We start from the raw sequence: 22,908 nt of genomic DNA on the forward strand, positions 1-22,908 counted from the left end.
GACACCACAAGTCATTCTGATACTCTCCCTACGACTTGGTCCGCTTTCACAAAGCCAAAGTGGCGACTATCATAGCTTTGGATGCGGTTGTCTCCAATTACAAATAAATAACCCTCAGGAATCTTTCTTTTCCCAGTTTTTTCTTTCAAGGTAAAATCCCCTGTTTGAGTACCCAGCTTATTAGTAGACAAATAGGGCTCTGGTACAGGTTCTTCATTTACCAATAACTGGTCATCTTTGTATTCAATTTTATCACCTGGAAGTCCGATTACTCGTTTTACATAGTCCTCTTTTTTTCCAGGCCCTCGAAAAACAACAACATCAAAACGTTTCACTGGTAAGAAATAGTGACTGTATTTATTAATAGAAAGGAGGCTTCCTTCTTCATATGTAGGGCGCATGGAAACTCCCTCTACCTTATATTCAACAAATAGTAAATTTTTCAAGATAATGATACTGACTAAAACACCAATTGTTGTAAAAGCGACAATTCGTTTTTTCATCATATCCCCCTCGGGAGCGATCCATGATTACTGCTCTCTTTTTTTCATTGTCATTGACAAGTTTAGGCGCTTTTCAATTCTTTTTCCTACAAACCATAACAGTAAAATAATAAGTCCAGCAATGATTGATCTTTCTGGCTTCGTGATAAGTGCGCCAAGATCTTGACCAATAAAACTGACAACAAAAATCATGACAAGCTTTCCAGATAAAACAGCAAGGGTAAATTGCCTAAAACTAACCTTGGAAAGTCCCGCTACAACATTTACAGCTGCAGAAGGTGTGAATGGAAAACAAAGTAACAGAAAAAGCGGACTAAATCCTCGTCTTTCTACCCAAGTCACAAGCTTGCGGATTGTCTCATGCTTTCTCAAAAACTTAAAAAAGCGTTCCTGTCCAAGTCTTCTTATAATTAAAAAAACAATGATTGCTCCTAAGCTAGCTCCAATCCAGGAAAAGATAAACCCGACCCAAAGCCCAAACGAATTTACATTTGCGACAACAAATACAACAAGAGGTAAAAAAGGAAAAAATGCTTCTAGCATGGGTAAACCGATTCCAAGTAGAGGACCGAATGATTGATATTGTTCAAAAAACTCCATTAATTTTTCAATTGTAAATGAATCCAGCAACGACTCAAAGTTCATAATTAGCTCCTTAATTACATGTCCTTGCTTTTATTTTACACGTTTCTGTCCAAACTGTGAATAAACCAGACTTAACACCCAGAAAAACTTTTAGCTATTGACTTGAACTGAAATTCGTCCCCCTACCTTTAGTCTACGTTCATACACTCTCAAGGAGGGGAAACTTTTTCGGTAATTGTTAAAAAAGCGCAAGCGCCTATAAAAAAGTTGGCTACAACACTTGAAAACTTCAAAAAAATCTTGTATGATAAGTACGAACAAACGTTCCTTACAATCACCGAAAGAGGGCAGACCAAATGACGAGAATTCCTGAAGATATTCGCGATATGATCGAGCAATCCATTTATTTACCGATGACCATTGCTGTTTTCAACCGCGACCTATCCGTTATTGAACAAAGTCCTTTTAAGCTAAAACAACCCTATCTACGTCTTGTTGAGGAATCTCTAAAGCTAGCTCAAAAAGATCTCACACAAGTAAAAAAAGAACTAAACCAACGTAAAATTAAAGTAAATCAAGTAAAGCGGGATGATGCCTTTACCCTCTATTCCTTCATATACCACGGCTATGAGGAACAACATAATTACTTTAACCCACGCATTCGCAACAAAGTCTCAGAATTAATTGAAACTTACTTATTTCAGAATCGAGACAAAAAGCTTAAGTCTTGAACCAGTAGAGTGATCCCGAACCATAGACTAGAACAAATTCAGCCACCCTAGCCCACCCTATTTCTTGCTTAACTCCCTAATAATATGCTCATATAAAGAATTTGTTTCTTTTTCTCTTGGAAGAAGTAGCATATTCATTTTTCGATGTTCTTCTTCAACTCTAGAGGAAATAATTGTACGTAGCTGAGCTGTTCGAAATAACTGATTTTCAAAAGAACTAACCGACACCGGAAGCGTAATTTCCTTACCTGTCGTGAAGATTACTTTTGTGTCATCCAAATCTGTGGAAGTGTAATGTTGTATGTAAATATGCGATAACCATGCACATTGTGGTCTAGATGAGGATGTGGTAGGAAAGAGAAATATTGTGCTAACTGGATCTACAACGATGGGCGGCTTATGGGTTATGCCCATTAATTCCCTCGTTCCATCTTTCCTGCCTTCATAGCTAGATCCATAGTATCTACAACTTCGATCAATAACTTCCATTGGGCGTCGTTTTACAATAAATTCATTCTCACACTCCAATACTTGAGCCATTACATTCTTACCATACTTATATGGTAAGACAGCCATTGTCATGCGATTTGCTTCATACTTTTCAATAACATCAACTTTAATCTTGTCCACTCTCTCACCTCTCATATGCAAAATTAGGTAAATTGTACCACCAACAATTTAGCATGTTTCGATTAGATATTCTATAAATTTACAAAAAAGTAACAAAAAAAAGACTCCTTTACATTTCTGTAAAGAAATCTGTCATCAATTTTTATCTGAGCTCAGGATATTATTGTACTTTCAGCTATCTTCTAACAGATAACCCACTCACATGACGTTGTAGTCAAATCCCATTCTTCAGGAAAATTGACATCTGTTAGTACTTTATTAATATTGCTCAAACTAGCCATTTTGAAGTTCGCTTTTACACCTAATTTAAAATGGTCGGCTAAAACAAAAACTTCAGTTGCATTTTTTATTAAAATTTTTGAGAGCTGAGATTTTTCTAAGTCAAAACAAGTTATTCCCTCTTCAGGAAGAATTCCATCAACGGAAATAAACGCTTTATCAACAAAAAACTCTTCTGCCATCCGTTCAGCTAGTGATCCAGAAGTGCGATAATGACGATGTCCAACATTGCCGCCAATAAAAATGACGTCTCCATTAAACGTTTCCTTATTCGCATACGCTAGCAACTTTGAAGCTACAGGAAATGAGTTCGTAATTACCGTTAATCGGTTATAGTTACACAATAATTGAACCATTTGTAGTGTTGTACTACCTTCATCAATGAAAATTACATCTTGATCTTTTATAAACGTGCACGCTTTGTTAGCAATTCGTCTTTTTTCATCTATACGGACGATTTCGCGTTCGAACATCGCAGGTTCTTCTGTTTCATCCTCTAACCTAACTGCTCCACCATATACTTTCTTAAGCTTTCGTTCACTTTCGAGCTCTTCCAAGTAACGGCGGATTGTTTCCGTTGAAACGTCAAAATCCTTTGCTAGATCGTTCACTCGTACTTTTCCATTTTGATCGATTAGTTCAATAATTACTCTCTTTCTTTCCTCAGCTAATAAAGACATGAATTATACTCCTTGCTCTACTTTTGTTTCCAACCTAGTCACTTGTTCTTTGACAAATATACCACGTTTTTCTAATTGCTTAAACAATAAGGTTGGATCGGTAAACGCCTCTTCAGGAATCACGATGCCTTTCCCTGAGCACTTTCCACTTGCGACCAGCTCTGTCGCAATGGCAAATGGAATCGCAACGTTACGTGTGTATGCCCGTAGTTCTTCCCACCCCTTATCACTTCCATCAGACTTAGGGTGAGTATGGGTTAAAACATGTTGATAGGTTTCATGTCCCCTCGTCCCAATCACCTCAATATGAAGAGCATACCCGTACAATTCGGTTTCAGTTCCTTCTTTTGATTGGTACAAATATTCTGCAATACAATCTAAGATTCCAACTGCACTTCCATTAACCGTAATCGCATCATTACGAAGAAAACCATAATCATATAGAGCACGGACAAGCTTCATGTTTTGCTCAGGCCATGTGCCTCTTACTTCAATTAGTTCAACTTCTTTATTCTTTAATGCTTTGGCCAATGTTTTTGTTTCAGAATGTGGAATGATATACTGTATTCCTTTCCCATATGGCTCAGGCAATTCAATTTCTCTCGGTCTTGCAAAAGGAGGCACTTGAATAAACTCGCCATTTTCAAATACAACGCGTGAAGGTAAATCAGGATCATATTCGTATGTTGTTGTTTCAGTGATTGATTTCGAAAAGGCAATAGGACGATAAGAACCATGGCTAACACGTACCGATTTTACTGTATCAAGTTGATTTGCAGCATGCATAGCCATCATTTGAGTTAATCCAGGCGTCATACCGAAACCAGGCAAACATGTTTTTCCATTTTCCACAAACACATCATGATATTTATCTTCTTCGCCAAACCCATTTAAATTAATTCCATGACAACCTGCCTCCGCGATACAAGCTGTTGACCTTCCATTTAAAGTTATTGTCGTTCCGTCCATCACAATGTCGTAGCCCTTCATTTTACTAACCGTGTCATCGTGATCAAAAACATTTACTTTTACAAAATCAACACGCGGATCGTTTAACCACTCGACAACCTTCTGACCTTCTTGTTCGTTAAAATCTGCAACGGTTATTTTTTCAAATGTAGAGAATTGAACTAGATCTAAGATTGCTTCTCTACAAATCTTTCCGGCTCCACCTAAACAAAAAACTTTCATCCGTTTACAACCCCTTGTTTATAAGTAATGTTCTTTAGCGCTTCTAGCAGTCTTGTAATGTCTTCTGGAAACACTTCACCAATGTTGCCAATCCGAAACGTGTCTACTTTAGAAATTTTCCCAGGATAAATAACAAAGCCATTTTCCTTCAAACGTTTGTAGATTATATCAAACGTAAGATTCTGATCTTCTGGAAAGAGGAATGCTGTAATAATTGGTGACTGATGCTGGTTGGTTAATAAAGGTTTGAAACCGACCTCCGACATTCCATCTACTAAAATCTGGTGGTTGCTTTGATAACGTTTATATCGCTTACGAATCCCACCTTCTTCCTCCAACTCCAGTAAAGCCTGATAGAAGGCGTGGACTGTATGGGTCGGTGATGTAAAGCGCCATTTTCCTTGCTGATTTTCCATCGTTTCATATTGATCATATAAATCCAGTGAAAGAGATCTGGCATTCCCTTTAGATGCTTGCAAATTTTCTTTGTTAGCAAGAACAAATCCAAACCCAGGTACACCTTGAATACACTTATTTGCACTACTAATTAAGTAATCTATTGTTAACTCTGAAATGTTAATGGGTATCCCACCAAAGCTACTCATCGCATCCACAATTGTCGTTTTATTAAACTCCTTTGCTAATCGACAAACTTCTTCTATCGGATTTAGCATCCCTGTTGTTGTTTCACAATGAACAACTGCAACATGTGTAATCGATGGGTCAGCTTGCAACAGTTCTCTTAAATGGTCTAAATCTGTAGGAACTGTTTCATCTGTCTTACAAGCAGTAACATCAATGTTTAGCGTGCGAGCAATTTGTACAATTCGATCTCCATACGCACCATTTGTTGCGACAAGAAGCTTTCCATTTTTTTTAGGTAAAACTGAGCCGATCACAGATTCGACAGTAAATGTCCCACTGCCTTGCATAAGCACAGCAGCGTAAGCATCCGTTTCTTCAGTTGCCAATGCGACGAGTCTCTTTCTAATTTCCTGAACTAAGCTGTTATAACTTTGATCCCACGTACACCAATCTTTTAACATCGCATTTCTAACAGTCTTTGATGTAGACAAAGGACCTGGAGTTAATAGTAAATATGGATTTTCCACTTTCATTCCCCCTATTTGCTGATCACCATCGGTTGTTTCTCAAACTTCTCTAAAAGATTTGGAAGATCGCTGAATGAATCAATCACTTCATTTGCACCTGCGGCTAAGAATCTCTCTTTAACAGCCGACTTTTTTTCTAATAAAAGATCTTTAGGCAGTTCATTCATTTCATGCTCCGCAAGACCTAACTCACTACTACCTAAGATGACGCCAACTGTATACATGCCTGCATTTCTACCTTCTTTCATATCTGAGGTTGTGTCACCAACCTTTAGAAGCTTGTTCATTGGATAAATGCCCAATTCCATTGCATTTAAGTAGCACATCCAAGGATATGGACGACCTTCTTTCACTTCATCTGGTGTGACGATAAAGTCTGGAGAATATCCTTTTTCTTTCGCAGCAGGAACAACAATATTCATCATTTCCCTTGTATAGCCAGTCGTAGAACCAATTTTATATCCTTTATCTCGAAGGATTTGAACAGTCTCCAGAACACCTGGTATAGGTGTTGTGTACTCAGGTAAAACTTCAAAAAGAATTTCCTCAAATTGTTCATACATCTCTTGAATATTTTTTTCTGAAGGTGTTTCGCCATGAATTTGAAGCCAGCTTTCTTTAACCCGTGGCATTTCACAAATAGCTCTTACATGGTCAATTTTCGGTAAGCCCATTGGCACCCGTGCTTCTTCTGTTGTAATGTTGACACCCTTATTAGTAAAGATTTCAATAAACACCTTTAATGGTGCAAAGCATCCATAATCAATCGCCGTTCCAGCCCAATCTAAAATAATACCTTCATATTTGTTCATCTATAAAACCCCCTTAAGATTTTTGTTCGCTTTTTTACGGATCTGCTTTGACGCCACTTCGTAAAGAACTCTAACAGCAATGTTTGTAACAACAATCAAGACACTCATTGCTGCAGCAGTTGCAACATTTCCAGCCTCATCCATGTTAACGATTGAGATCGCTGCAAGCTTGAAATCAGCTGAATAAAGAAAAATAACGGCTGATACTGTAACCATCGCATTGACAAAATAATACATAAGCATTTCTAATATGGTAGGAAAACATATTGGAACAGTAATAGTAAAAAACGTTTTATAAAAAGGTACCCCCATTGATTCAGAAACAAGTTCATACTCTTTGTCCAATTTCTTCAGGGCTGTTGTCGCTGTAATGAAGGTAACTGAATAAAAATGAACAATATTGGCGATTACGATAATCGCAATCGTGCCGTATAGAAATGAAAATGGATTGCTAATATCTAAACCAAACAGTGAAAAGGACTGCTTACTAAAGAAAAAGATATAACTGAGTCCTATTACTAAACCTGGAATTGCCAGTGGTAATATTGATAAAAAGTAACTCATTTTTCTTAATCCTGTTAATCTACGAAACTTTTCAATTACATAGGCGTACACGAACGTTATGGCTGTACCGAAAATCGCAGTTAACACTGCAACAATAACACTGTTTTGAAAAGCTGTTAGCCCATCACCTGAAAAACTATTAAACTGAAAATGTTCAAAAGTAAAACTCATATCATAGGGCCAGACCTTTACACTTGCCGCTAAAACAACAGCTAAAATTAAACTAATCAAGATAATAGAAACAACCGAACAATAGATGGATGCAAGTACATCCCGTCTTTTATTCTCTTTTAATTGATAGGGCACAGATTTCGATGTGAAATAGGTTGCCTGTTTTCGCTGGGTGATCTGATCCACTCCAAAAGCAAAAAGTGCTGGAATCATTAGGATCATTCCGATCGTGGCACCCATCGCCATATTTTGTTGGCCAATTACTTGCTTGTACACATCCGTTGCAAGAACATTGTATTGTCCACCAACAATCTTAGGAGCACCATAATCCGTAAAGCTTAATGTAAAAACGACGAAGATTGAACTAATTAACCCGTATTTCACAGAAGGCAACGTGATCGCAAAAAATTTCTTCCTGTTGTCCGCACCCATTGTGTCAGCTGCTTCGTATAATCGGTTATCCGATCCTTGCAGAGCAACTAGCATAATAAGAAAAGCCTGTGGAAACGTGTAAACAATCTCAGCAAGAATGATGCCAATTGGACCGTATAAATCGATCTTAATGCCTGGAAAGGTACCGAAAAAACCAGTAGTTACAAGACCTTGATTCCCGAATAAGTACATTAGCGCGATTCCATGCATCATTGTCGGGGCAAACAAAGGCAATAACGCAGCATATCGGAAAAACGATTTTGCTTTCATATTTGTACGAACAATTGCAAATGCGTAAGCAAAAGCTAAACTAACAGATAGAACAGTTGTAATCGTTGAAACAAAGACTGTGTTTTGTAATGACTGTACAAGTGCCTGTGTTTGGAAATATTTAATGAAATTTTCAATCCCAATAAATGCTTCTTCTTCATTTAAAAAAGCTTGTACAAAAAGTGTCAACAGCGGAAACACAAGGACTAATAACATGGAGATGATCACTATAAAAATGAGAATCTGCTGCATCCATTCAGTTGTCCCAGCCTGTTGTCGAACTGCTTTCTTCTTAGTTAGGACCGGCTGTTTTCCAGCTATTTGCATTTAAATAACCACCTGTTCCTTATAAGCTAGTAACTGGTTCTCTGGAAGTGTAATCGGTAGCTGGCTGCCTTTTTTTATATTTAGTGAATGTGCAAGGTGTGCAGATATATCCACCTTCACTTGTTGTTGAAATAAGAAGGAGCTAGGCTCAATAATTTTGACCATCAACCGATAGATAGGACCCTTAAACTCCACATTCTCTACTGTAGATAGCACACCCGTGTCATCTGTAACGCGAATATGTTCAGGTCTTATGGCGACAACGTCTCGTTCATTAGGCTGTTGGTTGATAAAATTAATAGACCCAATAAAGTCTGCTACAAAAGGATGATTCGGATGATTGTAAACCTCACTTGGTGTGCCGCTTTGAACAATTTGTGCATGATTCATGACAATGATTTTATCAGCCATTGTTAAGGCCTCTTCCTGATCATGTGTAACCATTATCGTTGGAATGCCAATTCGTTCATGGATGCTTCGAATTTCATACCGCAATTTTTCCCTCACTTTTGCATCAAGTGCTGACAAAGGTTCGTCTAGCAACAAAAAGTCAGGCGATAATGCAAGCGCTCTTGCTAATGAAACACGTTGCTGTTGGCCACCTGATAATTGAGCAGGCAGCTGATCTTTCACATGCAAGAGATCGACTAATTCAAGAGCCTCTAACGCCTTTTCACGTACTTGCTTTTTAGGATACTTTTTTGTTTTAAGACCAAATTCAATATTTTTTAATGCTGTTAAGTTAGGAAATAATGCATACGATTGAAAGACAATTCCAAAGTTTCGTTTAGCCGGAGGTAGGCTTGTAATGTCTTTGCCATTTACATAGATCTGGCCGTTTGAGGGCTGATCCAAACCAGCAATAATCCGTAATAAAGTGGTTTTCCCACAACCACTCGGACCAAGAAGGCAGACAAACTCGTTTTTCTTCATATCAAATGAGACATGATTTAATGCTGTAAACTGGTCAAAGTGTTTGCTAACACCTTCTACTCTTAAAAAAGATTCAGTCACAGTTTGAACTTCCTTTCTCTGCTGTTACTGATAGTAAGCTTGTCCTATCAGCAATACGTATTTATTGATTCGGCTCAGCCTTGCTACCAAACTCTGAATTCCATTTTTCTAAAATGTTGTTGCGGTTTTTAGCGGCCCACTGAAGATCATTTTCTTGATACATTTTTTCTTGTACATTTTCAGGGAAACCTTCAGGCTTTTCAAAATCATTGTCCATTGTTGAAAACCCATTTGCGTCATAATATTTTTTCATGACATCCTCTGTTAGTGCCCAGTCTAGAAACGCATGAGCTAATATTTCATTTTCTGTATTACCCTTATTGATTAGACCGTTTGCTTCAACTTCCCAACCAAGACCCTCTTCAGGCAAAATCACTTCAACAGGGGCACCAGATTGTTGTTGTGTTACTCCACTGTATACAAGTGAAATTCCAATTGGGTACTCTCCAGAAGCAGCAAGCTTTGCAGGCTTTGATCCAGAATGTGTGTAGGTCGCCACATTGCTATGCAGCTTGGACATGTAATCCCATGATTTCTCTTCACCCATTAGTTGCGTCCATGCACTAACAGTTAAATATCCAGTACCAGATGAAGCTGGGTGAGGCATGACAATTAAATCTTTATATTCTGGTTTAGTAAGATCTTCGTATGTTTTAGGGATTGGTAAGTTCCGTTTTTCTAATTCAATCGTATTCACGACAACACCAGTCATAAATGCTGTATTGCCAACCCACTTTTCAGGCTGATTTGTATCTTTATACTGAGGTAGAATCTTCTCTGATCCTTTTGGTGTGTATCCCTTTAACATGTCTTTCTCATCTAAAGCTAAAAGACTTGATGCCGCTAATCCCCAAACAACATCTGCTTTTGTGTTTTCACCTTCTGCAAGCATTTTCGCTGTAATAATTCCCGTTGAATCTCTCACTATATTTAACTCAATTTCTGGGTACTGCTCTTCGAAAGACTTTAAGTACTTAGGGATTAATTCTTCCTCAATTGCTGTATATACGGTTAACTCACCCTTTAGTCCCTCAGTTTGAGAATTTGTAGATGATTCACCGTTGCTTGAATTGGACCCACAAGCTACCAAGAGTGAGAATGACATTAGCAAAATAACTAGTTTAATAATGTGGTTTTTCATTGCTTTATCTCCCTTTTTATCTTTTTACTTTCTAAATACAATATAAAACCACAATGTTAAGGTGATATTAATTAAATGTAAAGATATTGTTTTGTGTGTGTTTCGTTTGTTTTAAGTGGTTTTAACCGATTGTAAAAAAGGACAAAAAAAGACTCCTTTACATCTCTGCAAAGAAGTTACTCCTCATCATCTTGAAGAATCATAGTAGTCGTTTCAACTGTCTCAAGTTCACTTACAGTGTTTCCAACCACTCTTCTGACGTGATTTGTAGAAACACTCATTTGTGGATTTAGCGCTGTAGATGGCAGCTCTCTCTCAAAATCATTGTTCAATTTTCCCACTCCTTTATATTACTATTTCCCTAAGTATGCGATTCATTCAAAAATATGAGTCAAAGGTTAATTTTCTAAAAATTATAAATATTAAGTTGATTTTTCTATCCCTCCTCCATATAATATAAAAAAGGCTCAGGGGTGATCTTTCATGAAAAATAAAAAGTCGTATACTGAGATCATGAAGTCCCGCAACACAATGAACAAGGAACAAAGCGAGAATCCTGTACTTGATATGTATATTCAAATGATACTAGATGAGGCACTGTTTAATCGTCAAAAAGCCCTGTTAGAGGAAAAAATCAATGACGCACTTGACCGAAGTGATAGATCGTTGTTTCAAAAGTTAGCGAAGCAGTATGCAAAATTACGGGAAATTGGCTAATGTAAATACACCTAAAAAGGAAAGCTGCGCTCAGATTGTTGAACGTTGCTTTCCTTTTTGTATTCTTATTTTAATATAGATTACCCTCTCAAGCTATAAAACTTAAGCCTTCGTAAACTGCTCTGCTTCGGTTGAACCTTTTAAAGCAGTAGTTGAAGAGGTTCTACTACTAATAACCTGTGAAACTTCATCAAAGTAACCAGTACCAACTTCGCGTTGATGTCTTGTTGCTGTATAGCCATATTGCTCACTACCAAATTCATCTTGCTGAAGCTCTGAATAAGCCGCCATGCCGTGGTCTTTATATTTTCTAGCAAGCTCAAACATGCTGTGGTTCAGTGCATGGAATCCTGCTAATGTAACGAATTGAAATTTATAGCCCATTTTTGCGATTTCTTTCTGGAAGCTTGCAATCGTTTCGTCATCTAATTTCTTTTTCCAGTTAAAAGATGGTGAGCAATTATAGGCTAATAGCTTGCCAGGAAATTTCTCATGAATTGCATCAGCAAATTTTTGTGCTTGTTCAAGGTTTGGTTCAGATGTTTCACACCAAATTAAGTCAGCATATGGAGCATATGATAATCCACGCGCGATTGCTTGGTCAATTCCAGCATTGGTGCGGAAGAAGCCTTCAACTGTACGCTCTCCAGTAATAAATTTGTGATCAGCAGGATCAACATCACTTGTGATCAAGTCTGCTGCATCAGCATCTGTACGGGCAATAATCAGCGTTGGAACTCCCATAACATCAGCAGCCAGACGTGCTGAAATCAAATTTTTCACTGCAGTTTGAGTTGGTAAAAGAACTTTTCCACCAAGATGACCGCATTTCTTTTCAGATGATAGCTGATCTTCAAAGTGAACGCCTGCTGCACCTGACTCAATCATTGACTTCATTAATTCAAAGACATTTAATTGTCCGCCAAATCCAGCTTCAGCATCTGCAACAATTGGAGCGAACCAATCAATGTTATTTTCTCCTTCAAGATGGTGAATTTGATCGGCTCTTTGTAACGCTTGATTAATTCGTTTCACAACAGAAGGGACGCTGTTTGCTGGATATAAGCTTTGATCTGGATACATTTGTCCAGCCAAGTTTGCATCTGCAGCAACTTGCCAACCACTTAAGTAGATTGCCTTTAATCCAGCTTTGACTTGTTGAACAGCTTGATTACCAGTTAATGCACCTAACGCATGAATGTAGTCTTCGGTGTGTAAGTTATTCCAAAGCTTTTCAGCTCCGCGTCTCGCAAGCGTTTGTTCAATATCAATTGAGCCTCTTAAACGAATAACATCCTCAGCAGTATAAGGACGCTCCACACCATTCCAACGTGAATCAAGATCCCAGCTTTCTTGTAATTGCGTTATACGGTTATCAGTCATCATAAATCCCTCCAAAGTTTGTGTGTTTTGTTGTTATAATACAGTTGTAATTTTCTAATATTAATATATAACAGATTAATCAGAAATGGAATCTTTTTCTTTAAAATTTTCTAATTATTTTTTTCGCATATAAAAAAAGGATCAATTCATGTGATATGAATCGATCCTTTTGCCTATTTAAACCTATCATTATTCTTCCCTATTCTTTGCTTTCATGGCCGTCTTCTAGATAATTAATTCTTTCAAAAAGAGTCGGGTGACCGTAGCGGAATATTTTCACCAAAGTTGGCGGATTCACTTGACTTAAACCCGCTTTTGCTAATTCTTGAAACGTTGTAACTGCTGCCTCATGGTCACCAGTCATTTCAATGGCATACATATCAGCACTTTTTTCTTGATACCTAGATACGGTATTTGTTAAAGGGCTAGATGCGAATGTTAATATTCCAATCAACATTAAAAAAAGTGGCAACGCAGTTAAATCTTTTATCGACTTGATTTTTAACAGCGTCCCCCATCTACCTATAATAAGTTTCATCAGACGATGGGTTAAATATAATCCACCTAAACTCAAGAGTAAATATCCAGCAACCCCAACATAGATATGTTTCATCACGTAATGCCCCATCTCATGGGCCATAATAAAGAGAATTTCATTATCAGACAATCGATTCAGCGTTGTATCCCACAATACAATTCTTGAGTTCGAGCCGACACCTGTCACGTAAGCGTTAAGCGCATTTGTTTTTTCAGACATATTGACTTCATACACATGTTTAGCAGGGATATTAGCTTCATCAGCAAGTGCTAGAATCTTTTCCTCAAGTTGTTGATTTTTCAATGGATAAAAGTCATTGTAAAGAGGATCGATAAGCACAGGCTGAACAAACATTAGAAAAAATGAAAATGGAATTGATAAGAACCAAGCGTAAAGCCACCATTTTTTTTCATATTTACGAATCAGCCACAACAATACCACTACAATCAAGATCATCATCAGGTAATTCACCCAGAAATCAATGACTTGATCCTTCATCCAAGAGGGAAAAGCCTGAGTTGTTATGTGATAGGAAACGGATATTTTATATCCTAGCCACTCAACGGGTAGAGCTACTACTGTAACTAGGAGTGATAGCCAAAATAAATAAACGGACGTTTTCACTGCAGAAAATTTTGACGTTGCGTTTGACCATGATTGCATCTTATACGACAACCCTGTGAGTAAAATAATGAAAAAAATAAACCACTCAAATGGGACGGTTACAAAATAGAGGAAGTTTTTAATTTTTGAGTAATCCTCAGACAGTATTAGCTCCCGCCCAGTCATAAATGTTTGCGGATCAGCTGATGATCCTGCGTAAGATTCAGGTACACCAGATCCTGACATCACAAATAAGTACCAATACATAAAAAGACCGTACAGAAAATAAACCAAAACCGATGCTGTTAACCACTTACGCATGAAAATGCCCCCTTGAACAAGCTCCTATTACTATTAGTGTAGTTAAGTTTGTAGATTGTTAGAACATGAAAAAGAGGGAAGTCAATTAGAACAGTACCCCATAAACCACGAGTGCCAAAATTGAACTCATCACAACGACGATGACATTTGCACCAAAATAGGCGACAACCGCCGCAACCAGGGCTCCAATAACGCCGAACCAAATATCTTCACTGATTAAAAGGATTCCTGGAAAAATGAGTGCACCAAGTGTAGCATATGGAACGTTTCTTAATACATTTTGTACAAAAACAGGCAAATTTAACTGACTTAACGCAACTAAAGGGATCATTCTCGGTATATAGGTAACCACAGCCATTCCGACAATCATCAATAAAATTGTTTTATCCATCAGTCTTCACCTCTTTATCTTCGTTTTTAAGGTAAATAATTTCAACAAGTACGGCCGATGCAATCGTAGCCAACACAATTCCCCACCCAGTTGAAATTACATTTGATGCAACACAAAGAGAGTTAAAGATAGCAGCCAGCACAGCTAAATAAACAACCTTGCGATGTTGTTTCAATGATGGAGCAAGAAGGCCAATAAACATGGCGTAAAGTGCAATTGACATACTTTCTTGAACAGTTGTAGGTAAGCTCGCGCCAATTAAATGACCAACCCCTGAATTAATCACCCAACTAGAATAGGAAATAAAGATAAGTCCAAACATATAGCCAGCAGTAACTCTTCCTTCTTTTAGCGAAGCAACAGAAAAGGTTTCATCAGTTAATCCGAAAGAATAAATCGCCTTTTTCCATAATGAATCCTCTTCCGCTTTTTCATTTAATGCAGCAGACATAAGGAAATGACGGATATTCACGATAAACGTCGTAAATATAATTTCGATCACACCGGTTCCTGCCGCAAGCAGACTTAACGAAATATACTGAGCCGCTCCTGCAAATACCATCAGACTCATCATAACAGTTTCAGAGAGTCCGAGACCCGTAGATTTAGAAAGCAAGCCAAAAGTAAGCGCAACAGGCATGTACCCAATCGCAATGCTTAAACCGGCTTGCATGCCATGAAAAAATTGTGATTCCCTTTTTACAATAGTTGTTGTTGTCACATTGGTTCGCCCCCTCTTTAAGGATAGTAAATTAAATTATAGCAACCAGAAATTTCACTGGAGCGATTTTCATATGTATGTGTTTGATTCGCTTGAAATCGAATTGAATCTCCCTTTACCAAGGAATACGTCTCATTGCCAACCTTTAGGGTAGTTTCACCCTCTGTTGCTAACACATATTCCTCAACACCACTATGATGTCGTTCTGAAACATGGAAACAACCTGGCAACAATTCAATATAGTAGATTTCAAATTTTCGAGATGGATCATAAGGAAAATATGGAAACACTTGAAAAAGCTCTTCCTCTTCTGTCACCGGCTTTTTGTCATGTAAACGAACCACTGATACACTGCTATGTGATTCTTCAACTAATGAAGAAAATGAGACCTGCAAGCCATTCGCTATTTTCCATAAAGTGTTAACAGTCGGACTGGAATCCCCTCTTTCAATTTGAGCAAGCATACCTTTGCTCACACCGGTTACAGAGGATAGTTGATCTAAGCTATATCCTCTCACCTTTCTCACATTCTTTAGGTTCTGTCCGATTTGGACCTGCAATGATTTCATGTCTAACTCCCTTATATTGGCTTTGTTTAATATAGTATACATTTGTATGTTATCTTGCACAACCACCAATTAAGAATTTTCTACCTTTTTTTGCATTAATCTTTTACTTCCATAAAAAATAGGCAGATAAATGATACTTATCCGCCTACTCTCAACATTTATGAAATTGTTTGATATCATCAACCCAACAGCGCCCGGTCGCTCATCATCTCAGCACCTCGGATTCGCTGAAATTCTTTCAATAATTTTTCAATAGTGAGCTTCTGTTTTTCTGCTCCAGCTACATCAAATATTATCTGACCTTTATCCATCATAATGAGTCGGTTGCCAAGGTCAAGTGCTTGCTTCATGTTATGCGTGACCATCAGAGTGGTTAAGTTAAACTTCTGAACGACTTCTCCAGTTAACTTCGTGATGAGTTCAGCACGCGCTGGATCTAGTGCCGCTGTATGCTCATCTAATAATAGAATTCTTGGCTCCGTAAATGTTGCCATTAACAGTGATAGCGCTTGCCGTTCTCCCCCTGATAGTAAGCCTACTTTTGCAGTTAGACGGTCTTCTAGGCTAAGATGCAGCGTTTCTAAATATTCTCGAAAAAGGTCACGTCGTTTTTTCGTTACTCCTTTACGAAACGTCCTTTTTTGGGTGCGGGAATATGCCATCGCCAAGTTTTCTTCGATTGTCATTGTTGGTGCAGAACCAGCCATTGGATCTTGAAAGACACGCCCGATTAATGCTGAACGCTTATGCTCTGGTAAATGTGTCACTGTCGTATCATCGATGACTACATCACCGATATCTGGAATTTGCGAACCAGATATTACATTCATTAGTGTCGATTTCCCGGCTCCATTACTGCCAATTACAGTCACGAAATCACCAGGATTTAACGCAAGATCAATGTTTTGAAGGGCCTTCTTCTCATCAAGTGTTCCTTCATTAAAGGTAACACTGATACCGCTAAGATGTAACATTCTGAGTGCCCTCCTTTGAACTTGCTTTTATATCGAAACGTTCGGCACGTTTTCGAATCCGTCGTCTTTTTTCCTTCTGCTCATGTACAACTTTCGGTGCAACTAATGCAAAAATAACAATGATTGCTGTAATTAGCTTCATATCTCCAGCGTCTAGTCCTTCAACTCGCAACGCAAGTGTAATAACAATTCGATAGATGATCGCGCCGCCAATCACAGCTAGAGTTGTTCTTGCGATGCTTTTCGTTCCAAATAACGCCTCACCTATGATAACAGAGGCAAGCCCGATAATAATCATCCCAATACCCATTCCAACATCAGCGAAACCACCGTATTGGGCAATAAGTGCACCTGCCAAAGCTACTAACGCATTTGACAACCCGAGCCCTAAAATGGTTAGCGAATCAGTGTTAGCCGAAAAGCTCCGAATCATTCGCTTATTATCGCCTGTCGCACGTAATGCAAGCCCAATTTCTGTACGCAGAAAGAGATCTGTTAAAACTTTAATGATAAATGTAACAATAAACATGAAAAATAAAATAGACCATGTTTTCGGCAAGTCATTACCAAGTCCAATCGAAGATGCGATCCCATTTAATACATTTTCTAATCCTATGCTTTGCCAAAATGTTGAAAGATGAGTAAACAACGTTACATCATTTAATAGCGGTATGTTTGAACGTCCCATAATACGTAAATTAATTGAATATAAGGCAATCATCATTAGAATTCCGGATAATAGTGGATTAATCTTACCTTTTGTGTGCAAAATTCCTGTCATACATCCAGCAATAAATCCTACTACTAACGCTACACCTGTTGCAAGAAATGGGTTAGATCCATTAACAATCATAATTGCAGCAACAGATGCTCCTGTTACAAAGCTTCCATCTACAGTTAAATCAGGAAAATCTAAAATACGAAACGATAAATATACCCCTAATGCCATAATTGCATAAATAATACCTGATTCCACAGAACCAAATAGCGCAATAATCATTCTAGATGTCCCTCCTTTTACAAAAACGTTCCAAGCATTCTTTCAATTGTTTTATTCAATTTAATCACGTCCTGTAACATAAAAATCACAGAACGTGCTGTTTGATAGGGTAAAACTTATTCAATATAATCAGCTATTTCATCCCATTCAGGCATTAATTCTACTCCCTGTTCTTCTGCTGCTTTCTTATTAATCACAAGTTTTAACTCTTGATCTGGATAAACGACAGGAATATCTGCAGCTGTTTTTTCACCTTTTAGAATTTGTACGGCCATTTCACCTGTTTGGTAACCCAATTTATAGTAATCAACTCCGTAAGCTGCAAAGCCACCACGTTCAACAGAGTCGGTTTCTCCTACAAACAACGGAATATCATGATCATTTGCAACTGCTACAACGGATTCAAGTGCTGATACAACCGTATTATCCTTGACAACGAAAAGTACATCCACACGACCAATCAGTGACTCCGCTGCTTGTTTTACTTCAGCAGAAGTTGAAACACTAACTTTTACTGGTTTTAAATCTGTACCTTCCATTGCCTTTTCAACGTTTTCAACTTGAACTTCGGCGTTTTGTTCACCTGAGTTATAAATTAACCCCACCGTTTTTGCCTCGGTTTGTTCATCAATGAATTTGACAGTGTTTGTTGTCGCATCTGGGAATGTATCTGATGTTCCTGTAATATTATCTCCAGGCTTTTCCATTGCTTCAACTAACTGAGCACCAACAGGGTCTGTTACTGAAGTAAATAGAATCGGAATTTCTTTTGTTGCATTTAATGCTGATTGTGCACTTGGTGTCGAGTTTGCAAAAATTAGATCGACTTTATCTCCTGCAAAGTTTTGAGCAATTGTTTGGCTATTATTCATATCTCCCTGGGCAATTTGCAAATCAAATTCAGCATTTTCGAAGCCATTTTCAGTGATCGCTGCTTTAAATCCCTCATATGCCTGATCTAGTGAAGGATGCTCAACAATTTGAGTGGCTCCAATTGTGATTACTTCTTGTGATCCTCCTGCAGTTTCGGTCGCTTCTTCTTCTTTCGGTGCTGAGCCCTCATTACCACATCCCGTTAGTGCAACTAAACCAATTATTGAAACACCAACTAAATTACGAAACGTTTTTTTCATTTTGATATCCCCTTTAATTTTTACTTTTACGCTTTTATGCTTTTATTCACTAAATTATACAGGAAAAATAAATAAGTTCAATGTATTTTTCTGAATATTTACAATAGTAGGTTTAACAAATAGGGAACTCTTTAATGAAATTCACTTTTTTTATGAAGTATTGAAAAATGGTTCATGCTGAAACATGGCTATAAGCCAATTCAACGAATCTATAAGCTGAATAAGCACTTCTATAAGCTAAAATGGTAGTTCTATAAGCCAATTTCACCTTTCTATAAGCCATTCGTCAATACCTGACAAGATTCACCATTAACTCGACCAGTGATCTGTTCTCCATACCACCCACTACACAAAAAAGAGCACCCCAGACCTTCCAGGATACCCAATAAAACTATTCCCCTCTAAAATTAGCCCGCCTTTTCTCACCAAACGCATTCAAGGCCTCGACCCGGTCTACAGTCGGAATTAGTACTTCATATGCCTTTTGCTCAAGTTTTAAACCTGTTGCAAGATCTACATTCATACCTTGCTTTATCGCGAACTTTGCTTGTTGCAAGGCGAGTGGACCATTTCCGAGCATTTCCTGAGCAAGCTTCAGAGCAACATCCATCAGCTCATCCGTCGGGACAACTCTAGAAACAATCCCATACGCCAACGCCTCACTAGAAGTTAATTTCCTAGCTGTTAAAATCAGCTCCAACGCCTTAGCCTCACCAATTAAACGAGGAAGCCTTTGTGTCCCTCCAGCTCCGGGGATAATCGCCAAACTAGTTTCTGTTAATCCAATCCTAGTCCCCTCTACCAATATACGAACATCACAAGCTAGGGCAAATTCCATTCCTCCACCAAATGCAAAGCCGTTTACAGCTGCAATGACCGGTTGTGGAAGTTGATCAACCTTTGAAAAGACCTCACCGATTTTGAAAATGAAACGGCGAACTTCTTGTTCAGATAAACTTTTGCGTTCTCTTAGGTCGGCCCCGGCACTAAATGATTTTTCACCTGCACCCGTAATAATCACCACGCGCACTTCTTTATTTGTTCGAATTTCATCAAGTACTGTCTCTAGTTCGATCAGCATTTCAAAGTTGAAACAATTCAATACGTCTGCACGATTAAGTGTGATCGTAGCAATGTAATTCTCCACTTCATACAAAAGAGTGTTCAAGATATGTTCACGTCCCCTCGTTATTTTTGTAGGACTTGACCTTTTAAGGCTCTTCTTAAAATTTTACCTGTTGTATTTTTCGGTAATTCATTTAAAAATTCGATAGAGCTTGGTACTTTATATTTTGCTAGGTGTTCTTTGCAATATTCTAACAAAGTTTCCTCAGTTAAATCGGCTTTTTTCGAGACAACAAAGCATTTTACACCTTCTCCAAAATTTAGATCTGGCACGCCAACTACAGCAACTTCAACAACATCTTCATGGTTATAAAGCACTTCTTCCACTTCGCGAGGATAGACATTGTAACCGCCTACAATTATAAGATCTTTTTTACGATCAACAATGAAAATATACCCCTCTTCGTCGACCCTTGCTAAATCTCCAGTATACAACCAGCCATCTCGAATCGTGTGAGCCGTTTCTTCCGGCATTTTGTAATACCCTTTCATTACGTTTGGTCCTTTGACAATTAACTCGCCAACTTGATTAGGTGGTACCTCTTCGCCTAGCTCGTTAACCACTTTGTTTTCAACATTTACTATGTTTGTACCAATTGATCCCGCTTTTCGAGGACGATCAAGAGGGTTAAAGCATGTAACTGGCGATGCTTCAGATAAACCGTAGCCTTCCGAAATAACAACTTTGAATTTTTGTTCAAACCCTTTAAGTAAGGCAACAGGCATTGATGCGCCACCTGAAATGCACAATCTAAGCGATTTTAACTCATCTGGATTTGCACCCTCAAATTGAAGGAGGAAGTTATACATTGTTGGCACACCAGCAAACACTGTTGCTTCATTGTCTTTGACTAATTTGAAAATTTCACCCGGAGTAAATCTAGGTACAATTAACAAAGTAGCGCCACTCATTAGCGGTGCATTTAATGAAACCGTTAAGCAGAATACATGAAACATCGGTAAAGTTGCAACAACTTTATCGGTGTCGTTCATTTTTAAATACTCTCCTGTGTCAATTGCATTGCTGTAGAGGTTTTTATGAGTAAGCATAGCACCCTTTGGTTTTCCAGTTGTACCTGAAGTATACAAAATAACAGCCGTATCGTCATCAGCTAATTCTGGTCCTTCAAAAATGGCTGAACCAAGGGAAAGTACAGTTGTAAACGGTTTCAATTTTGAGTAGACCGATAGAGTTGTAACATCAACATTTTGCTTTGCCTCAGTTGGAGGTGTATCACAAACAATGACACTCTCAACTTTTGGCAAGTGAGCATTCATTTTTTCAAATAATGGAACAAGTAAATCTAATGTGATGACTGTTTTAACATCACCATTATTCAGTATGTAGCCAATTTCATCTGGTGTATAGATTGGATTGATCGGGATAACTGTTGCTCCTGCTCGTAAAACCCCGTACAATGAGATCACAAAATATGGTGTGTTTCCTAAAAGAACACCGACATGATCTCCTTTTTTAACCCCTAATTCCTTTAAGCCACTTGCGAATTGATTGATAGCCCCTTCTAGCTGTGCATAGGATGTTTCTTGTCCTTCAAAAATAAACGCAGGTTTGTTCTGAAACGTTTTTGCCGTTAACGAAAACTTTGACGATAAATTCATTCTCCCACCCCTTTTGAATTTCACTTTGCTAGTTTTCTTAATAAGAATGTTTTTTATAAAAATGAATGAACAACCATTCATTTTTATAAAAATTAAAAATTCTAAATATATTATATTGAAAGAAAATAAATAATACAATGTTTAGCTATTAATTCTAAGAAAAAAAGAAAAGACCACATTCATTTGTGATCTCTAAATAATGAATTTCAACTTTTTTTCCATACATAACCAGTATGTGCTAAGGTGATCTTTCCTTTGTATATCGTTTGTGCTTCCTTTACCAGATCCTGATGATCTCCAAAGTGGGGTAAATGAGTCAAAATTAGTTCCTTTACTCCCGTCTCCTCCGCAATCTTTGCAGCTTGGTAACTAGTCATATGCCCTGACTTTTCGCCATCTTGATTCCCATACAAGTTACACTCTGAAAGGAGTAGATCTGCGCCTAACGTAAAAGGAATAAATGACTGCTGAAAGGCAGAATCTGCAGTAAAAACAACGGTCGATTTTTTATCCGTTATGCGCATTGCAAAGCAGTCGACTGGGTGTAGTGTTTTTAAGAAACTAATTGTGAAAGGTCCGATGTTTAATGTTTTTTCAGGTGAATATGAGCACCCTTCTGTCACTTCCTTATAAGTTAACTTATTAAAAGCTTCAATATCAAATTGATGCCCATAGATCGGTAAAACTGTGTGATCAGCGTGCAAGTACGATGAAATCAGTCTTGCAAATTGCAGTGGACCTACATCGGCAACGTGATCGTGGTGATAATGCGAAAGAATAACCGCATTTAGTTGATCAGCAGGTAAATAATTTTGGAGCTGTGATAGTACAGCACTTCCACAATCCAGTAGTAAGTTAAATGACCCTGACTGTAGCAAATAACCTGATGTTGCTTCATTTACACCAGGAAATCCACCCCAATACCCGACAATTGTTATCTTCACTATAGATCTCCACCTTTCCCTCTTCTCACCTATCAATCAATATACCCAATTTTAAGCGAAATGTCTTTTGTTACAAAACAGTTGTTTACAAAGTCATTCTGTTATAATACAATGAAATTAACAAAATGACTTGGAGGGGATTTCATTGATCACGAAAATAACTGAATTTTTCAGAAATTTACCGACTAAACAGTGTCATGAATGCGGAAAAGAAATCGAAGAGCAACATGAATGTTATGGAAACTCATGTAACGAGTGTTTGAATGTTGTAGATTTGTAGAAAAATATATTCAAAAAAAATAAGGTGTCCCTATTAATATAGGGGCACCTTTCAGACTGTAGACAAACTCGATTTTATCGAGTTTGCCTACAGTCTTTTTTGTATTAAAATAGAAGTAATAAAAATCTTGAGGTGATGAATGATGCT

General features: G+C 37.9%; 25 protein-coding genes. 3 read left to right on the forward strand and 22 right to left on the reverse strand.

What is annotated here, in order from left to right; translation table 11 throughout:
- Positions 1-11: 11 nt before the first annotated feature.
- Positions 12-503 carry a signal peptidase I gene (lepB, locus tag ACFFIX_RS24975; protein WP_378938942.1) on the reverse strand — a complete coding sequence of 164 codons (492 nt, stop codon included), beginning with the start codon at positions 501-503 and terminating at the stop codon, positions 12-14.
- A 27-nt stretch (positions 504-530) separates the two neighbouring features.
- Positions 531-1,148: a TVP38/TMEM64 family protein gene (locus tag ACFFIX_RS24980; RefSeq protein ID WP_378938944.1), complete on the reverse strand. Its 618-nt coding sequence runs from the start codon at positions 1,146-1,148 to the stop codon at positions 531-533.
- A gap of 296 nt (positions 1,149-1,444) precedes the next feature.
- Here ACFFIX_RS24980 and ACFFIX_RS24985 point away from each other — a divergent pair, with 296 nt between their 5' ends.
- Complete coding sequence (locus tag ACFFIX_RS24985) at positions 1,445-1,819, forward strand: YhjD family protein (RefSeq protein WP_378938946.1); 375 nt, start codon at positions 1,445-1,447, stop codon at positions 1,817-1,819.
- 57 nt (positions 1,820-1,876) lie between these two features.
- Here the strand turns inward: ACFFIX_RS24985 and ACFFIX_RS24990 are convergent, their stop codons facing one another.
- The 9 genes from ACFFIX_RS24990 to ACFFIX_RS25030 all read right to left on the reverse strand — a co-directional run bounded on the left by ACFFIX_RS24990 (position 1,877) and on the right by ACFFIX_RS25030 (position 10,774).
- Positions 1,877-2,449: a competence protein ComK gene (locus ACFFIX_RS24990; RefSeq protein ID WP_378938948.1), complete on the reverse strand. Its 573-nt coding sequence runs from the start codon at positions 2,447-2,449 to the stop codon at positions 1,877-1,879.
- Positions 2,450-2,631: 182 nt separating this feature from the next.
- Complete coding sequence (locus tag ACFFIX_RS24995) at positions 2,632-3,408, reverse strand: DeoR/GlpR family DNA-binding transcription regulator (protein WP_378938950.1); 777 nt, start codon at positions 3,406-3,408, stop codon at positions 2,632-2,634.
- A gap of 3 nt (positions 3,409-3,411) precedes the next feature.
- Positions 3,412-4,599, reverse strand: a complete 1,188-nt coding sequence (locus tag ACFFIX_RS25000; RefSeq protein ID WP_378938952.1) for a saccharopine dehydrogenase family protein — start codon at positions 4,597-4,599, stop codon at positions 3,412-3,414.
- Positions 4,596-5,711, reverse strand: coding sequence for a 2-aminoethylphosphonate--pyruvate transaminase (gene phnW, locus ACFFIX_RS25005; RefSeq protein WP_378938954.1), 1,116 nt, complete (start codon positions 5,709-5,711; stop codon positions 4,596-4,598). The genes ACFFIX_RS25000 and phnW overlap by 4 nt, the downstream gene beginning before the upstream one ends.
- Before the next feature lie 11 nt (positions 5,712-5,722).
- Positions 5,723-6,523 (reverse strand): phosphonoacetaldehyde hydrolase, encoded by an 801-nt coding sequence (phnX, locus tag ACFFIX_RS25010; RefSeq protein WP_378938956.1) that lies wholly within the window; start codon positions 6,521-6,523, stop codon positions 5,723-5,725.
- Positions 6,524-8,287 (reverse strand): putative 2-aminoethylphosphonate ABC transporter permease subunit, encoded by a 1,764-nt coding sequence (locus ACFFIX_RS25015; protein ID WP_378938958.1) that lies wholly within the window; start codon positions 8,285-8,287, stop codon positions 6,524-6,526. It lies immediately after the preceding gene.
- Complete coding sequence (locus ACFFIX_RS25020) at positions 8,288-9,301, reverse strand: ATP-binding cassette domain-containing protein (protein WP_378938960.1); 1,014 nt, start codon at positions 9,299-9,301, stop codon at positions 8,288-8,290.
- 61 nt (positions 9,302-9,362) lie between these two features.
- On the reverse strand, positions 9,363-10,442 hold the full coding sequence (locus ACFFIX_RS25025) for a putative 2-aminoethylphosphonate ABC transporter substrate-binding protein (protein ID WP_378938962.1): 1,080 nt from the start codon (positions 10,440-10,442) through the stop codon (positions 9,363-9,365).
- 176 nt (positions 10,443-10,618) lie between these two features.
- Positions 10,619-10,774: a hypothetical protein gene (locus ACFFIX_RS25030; RefSeq protein WP_378938964.1), complete on the reverse strand. Its 156-nt coding sequence runs from the start codon at positions 10,772-10,774 to the stop codon at positions 10,619-10,621.
- A 151-nt stretch (positions 10,775-10,925) separates the two neighbouring features.
- On the opposite strand from ACFFIX_RS25030, the gene ACFFIX_RS25035 reads away from it, so the two are divergent.
- The gene (locus tag ACFFIX_RS25035; RefSeq protein WP_378938966.1) at positions 10,926-11,159 is read left to right on the forward strand and encodes an IDEAL domain-containing protein; all 234 of its coding nucleotides are present in this window, start codon (positions 10,926-10,928) and stop codon (positions 11,157-11,159) included.
- Between the two features lie 102 nt (positions 11,160-11,261).
- Here ACFFIX_RS25035 and aceA read toward each other — a convergent pair whose 3' ends face one another.
- From aceA to ACFFIX_RS25090, 11 genes are all read right to left on the reverse strand, one after another.
- Positions 11,262-12,542 (reverse strand): isocitrate lyase, encoded by a 1,281-nt coding sequence (aceA, locus tag ACFFIX_RS25040; protein ID WP_378938968.1) that lies wholly within the window; start codon positions 12,540-12,542, stop codon positions 11,262-11,264.
- A gap of 199 nt (positions 12,543-12,741) precedes the next feature.
- Positions 12,742-14,004: a M48 family metallopeptidase gene (locus ACFFIX_RS25045; RefSeq protein ID WP_378938970.1), complete on the reverse strand. Its 1,263-nt coding sequence runs from the start codon at positions 14,002-14,004 to the stop codon at positions 12,742-12,744.
- Positions 14,005-14,089: 85 nt separating this feature from the next.
- Positions 14,090-14,395: a branched-chain amino acid transport AzlD family protein gene (locus ACFFIX_RS25050; RefSeq protein ID WP_378938972.1), complete on the reverse strand. Its 306-nt coding sequence runs from the start codon at positions 14,393-14,395 to the stop codon at positions 14,090-14,092.
- Positions 14,388-15,116 (reverse strand): AzlC family ABC transporter permease, encoded by a 729-nt coding sequence (locus ACFFIX_RS25055; RefSeq protein ID WP_378938974.1) that lies wholly within the window; start codon positions 15,114-15,116, stop codon positions 14,388-14,390. Before ACFFIX_RS25055 ends, ACFFIX_RS25050 begins: the two co-directional genes overlap by 8 nt.
- Before the next feature lie 17 nt (positions 15,117-15,133).
- Positions 15,134-15,745, reverse strand: a complete 612-nt coding sequence (locus ACFFIX_RS25060; protein ID WP_378938976.1) for a helix-turn-helix domain-containing protein — start codon at positions 15,743-15,745, stop codon at positions 15,134-15,136.
- A gap of 119 nt (positions 15,746-15,864) precedes the next feature.
- Positions 15,865-16,659 (reverse strand): ABC transporter ATP-binding protein, encoded by a 795-nt coding sequence (locus ACFFIX_RS25065; RefSeq protein ID WP_378938978.1) that lies wholly within the window; start codon positions 16,657-16,659, stop codon positions 15,865-15,867.
- Positions 16,646-17,659 (reverse strand): ABC transporter permease, encoded by a 1,014-nt coding sequence (locus ACFFIX_RS25070; protein ID WP_378938979.1) that lies wholly within the window; start codon positions 17,657-17,659, stop codon positions 16,646-16,648. The genes ACFFIX_RS25065 and ACFFIX_RS25070 overlap by 14 nt, the downstream gene beginning before the upstream one ends.
- A 116-nt stretch (positions 17,660-17,775) precedes the next feature.
- A complete protein-coding gene (locus tag ACFFIX_RS25075) occupies positions 17,776-18,792 on the reverse strand; it encodes an ABC transporter substrate-binding protein (RefSeq protein WP_378938981.1) in 1,017 nt (338 codons plus the stop codon).
- 391 nt (positions 18,793-19,183) lie between these two features.
- Positions 19,184-19,960: an enoyl-CoA hydratase-related protein gene (locus ACFFIX_RS25080; RefSeq protein WP_378938983.1), complete on the reverse strand. Its 777-nt coding sequence runs from the start codon at positions 19,958-19,960 to the stop codon at positions 19,184-19,186.
- 20 nt (positions 19,961-19,980) lie between these two features.
- Positions 19,981-21,537 (reverse strand): fatty acid--CoA ligase family protein, encoded by a 1,557-nt coding sequence (locus tag ACFFIX_RS25085; RefSeq protein ID WP_378938986.1) that lies wholly within the window; start codon positions 21,535-21,537, stop codon positions 19,981-19,983.
- Positions 21,538-21,743: 206 nt separating this feature from the next.
- Positions 21,744-22,481, reverse strand: a complete 738-nt coding sequence (locus ACFFIX_RS25090; protein WP_378938987.1) for an MBL fold metallo-hydrolase — start codon at positions 22,479-22,481, stop codon at positions 21,744-21,746.
- 145 nt (positions 22,482-22,626) lie between these two features.
- On the opposite strand from ACFFIX_RS25090, the gene yhfH reads away from it, so the two are divergent.
- Positions 22,627-22,761: a protein YhfH gene (gene yhfH / locus ACFFIX_RS25095; protein ID WP_378938989.1), complete on the forward strand. Its 135-nt coding sequence runs from the start codon at positions 22,627-22,629 to the stop codon at positions 22,759-22,761.
- Positions 22,762-22,908 lie beyond the last annotated feature (147 nt).

It is taken from the genome of Metabacillus herbersteinensis (assembly GCF_042433335.1).
Taxonomy (GTDB): domain Bacteria; phylum Bacillota; class Bacilli; order Bacillales; family Bacillaceae; genus Metabacillus; species Metabacillus herbersteinensis.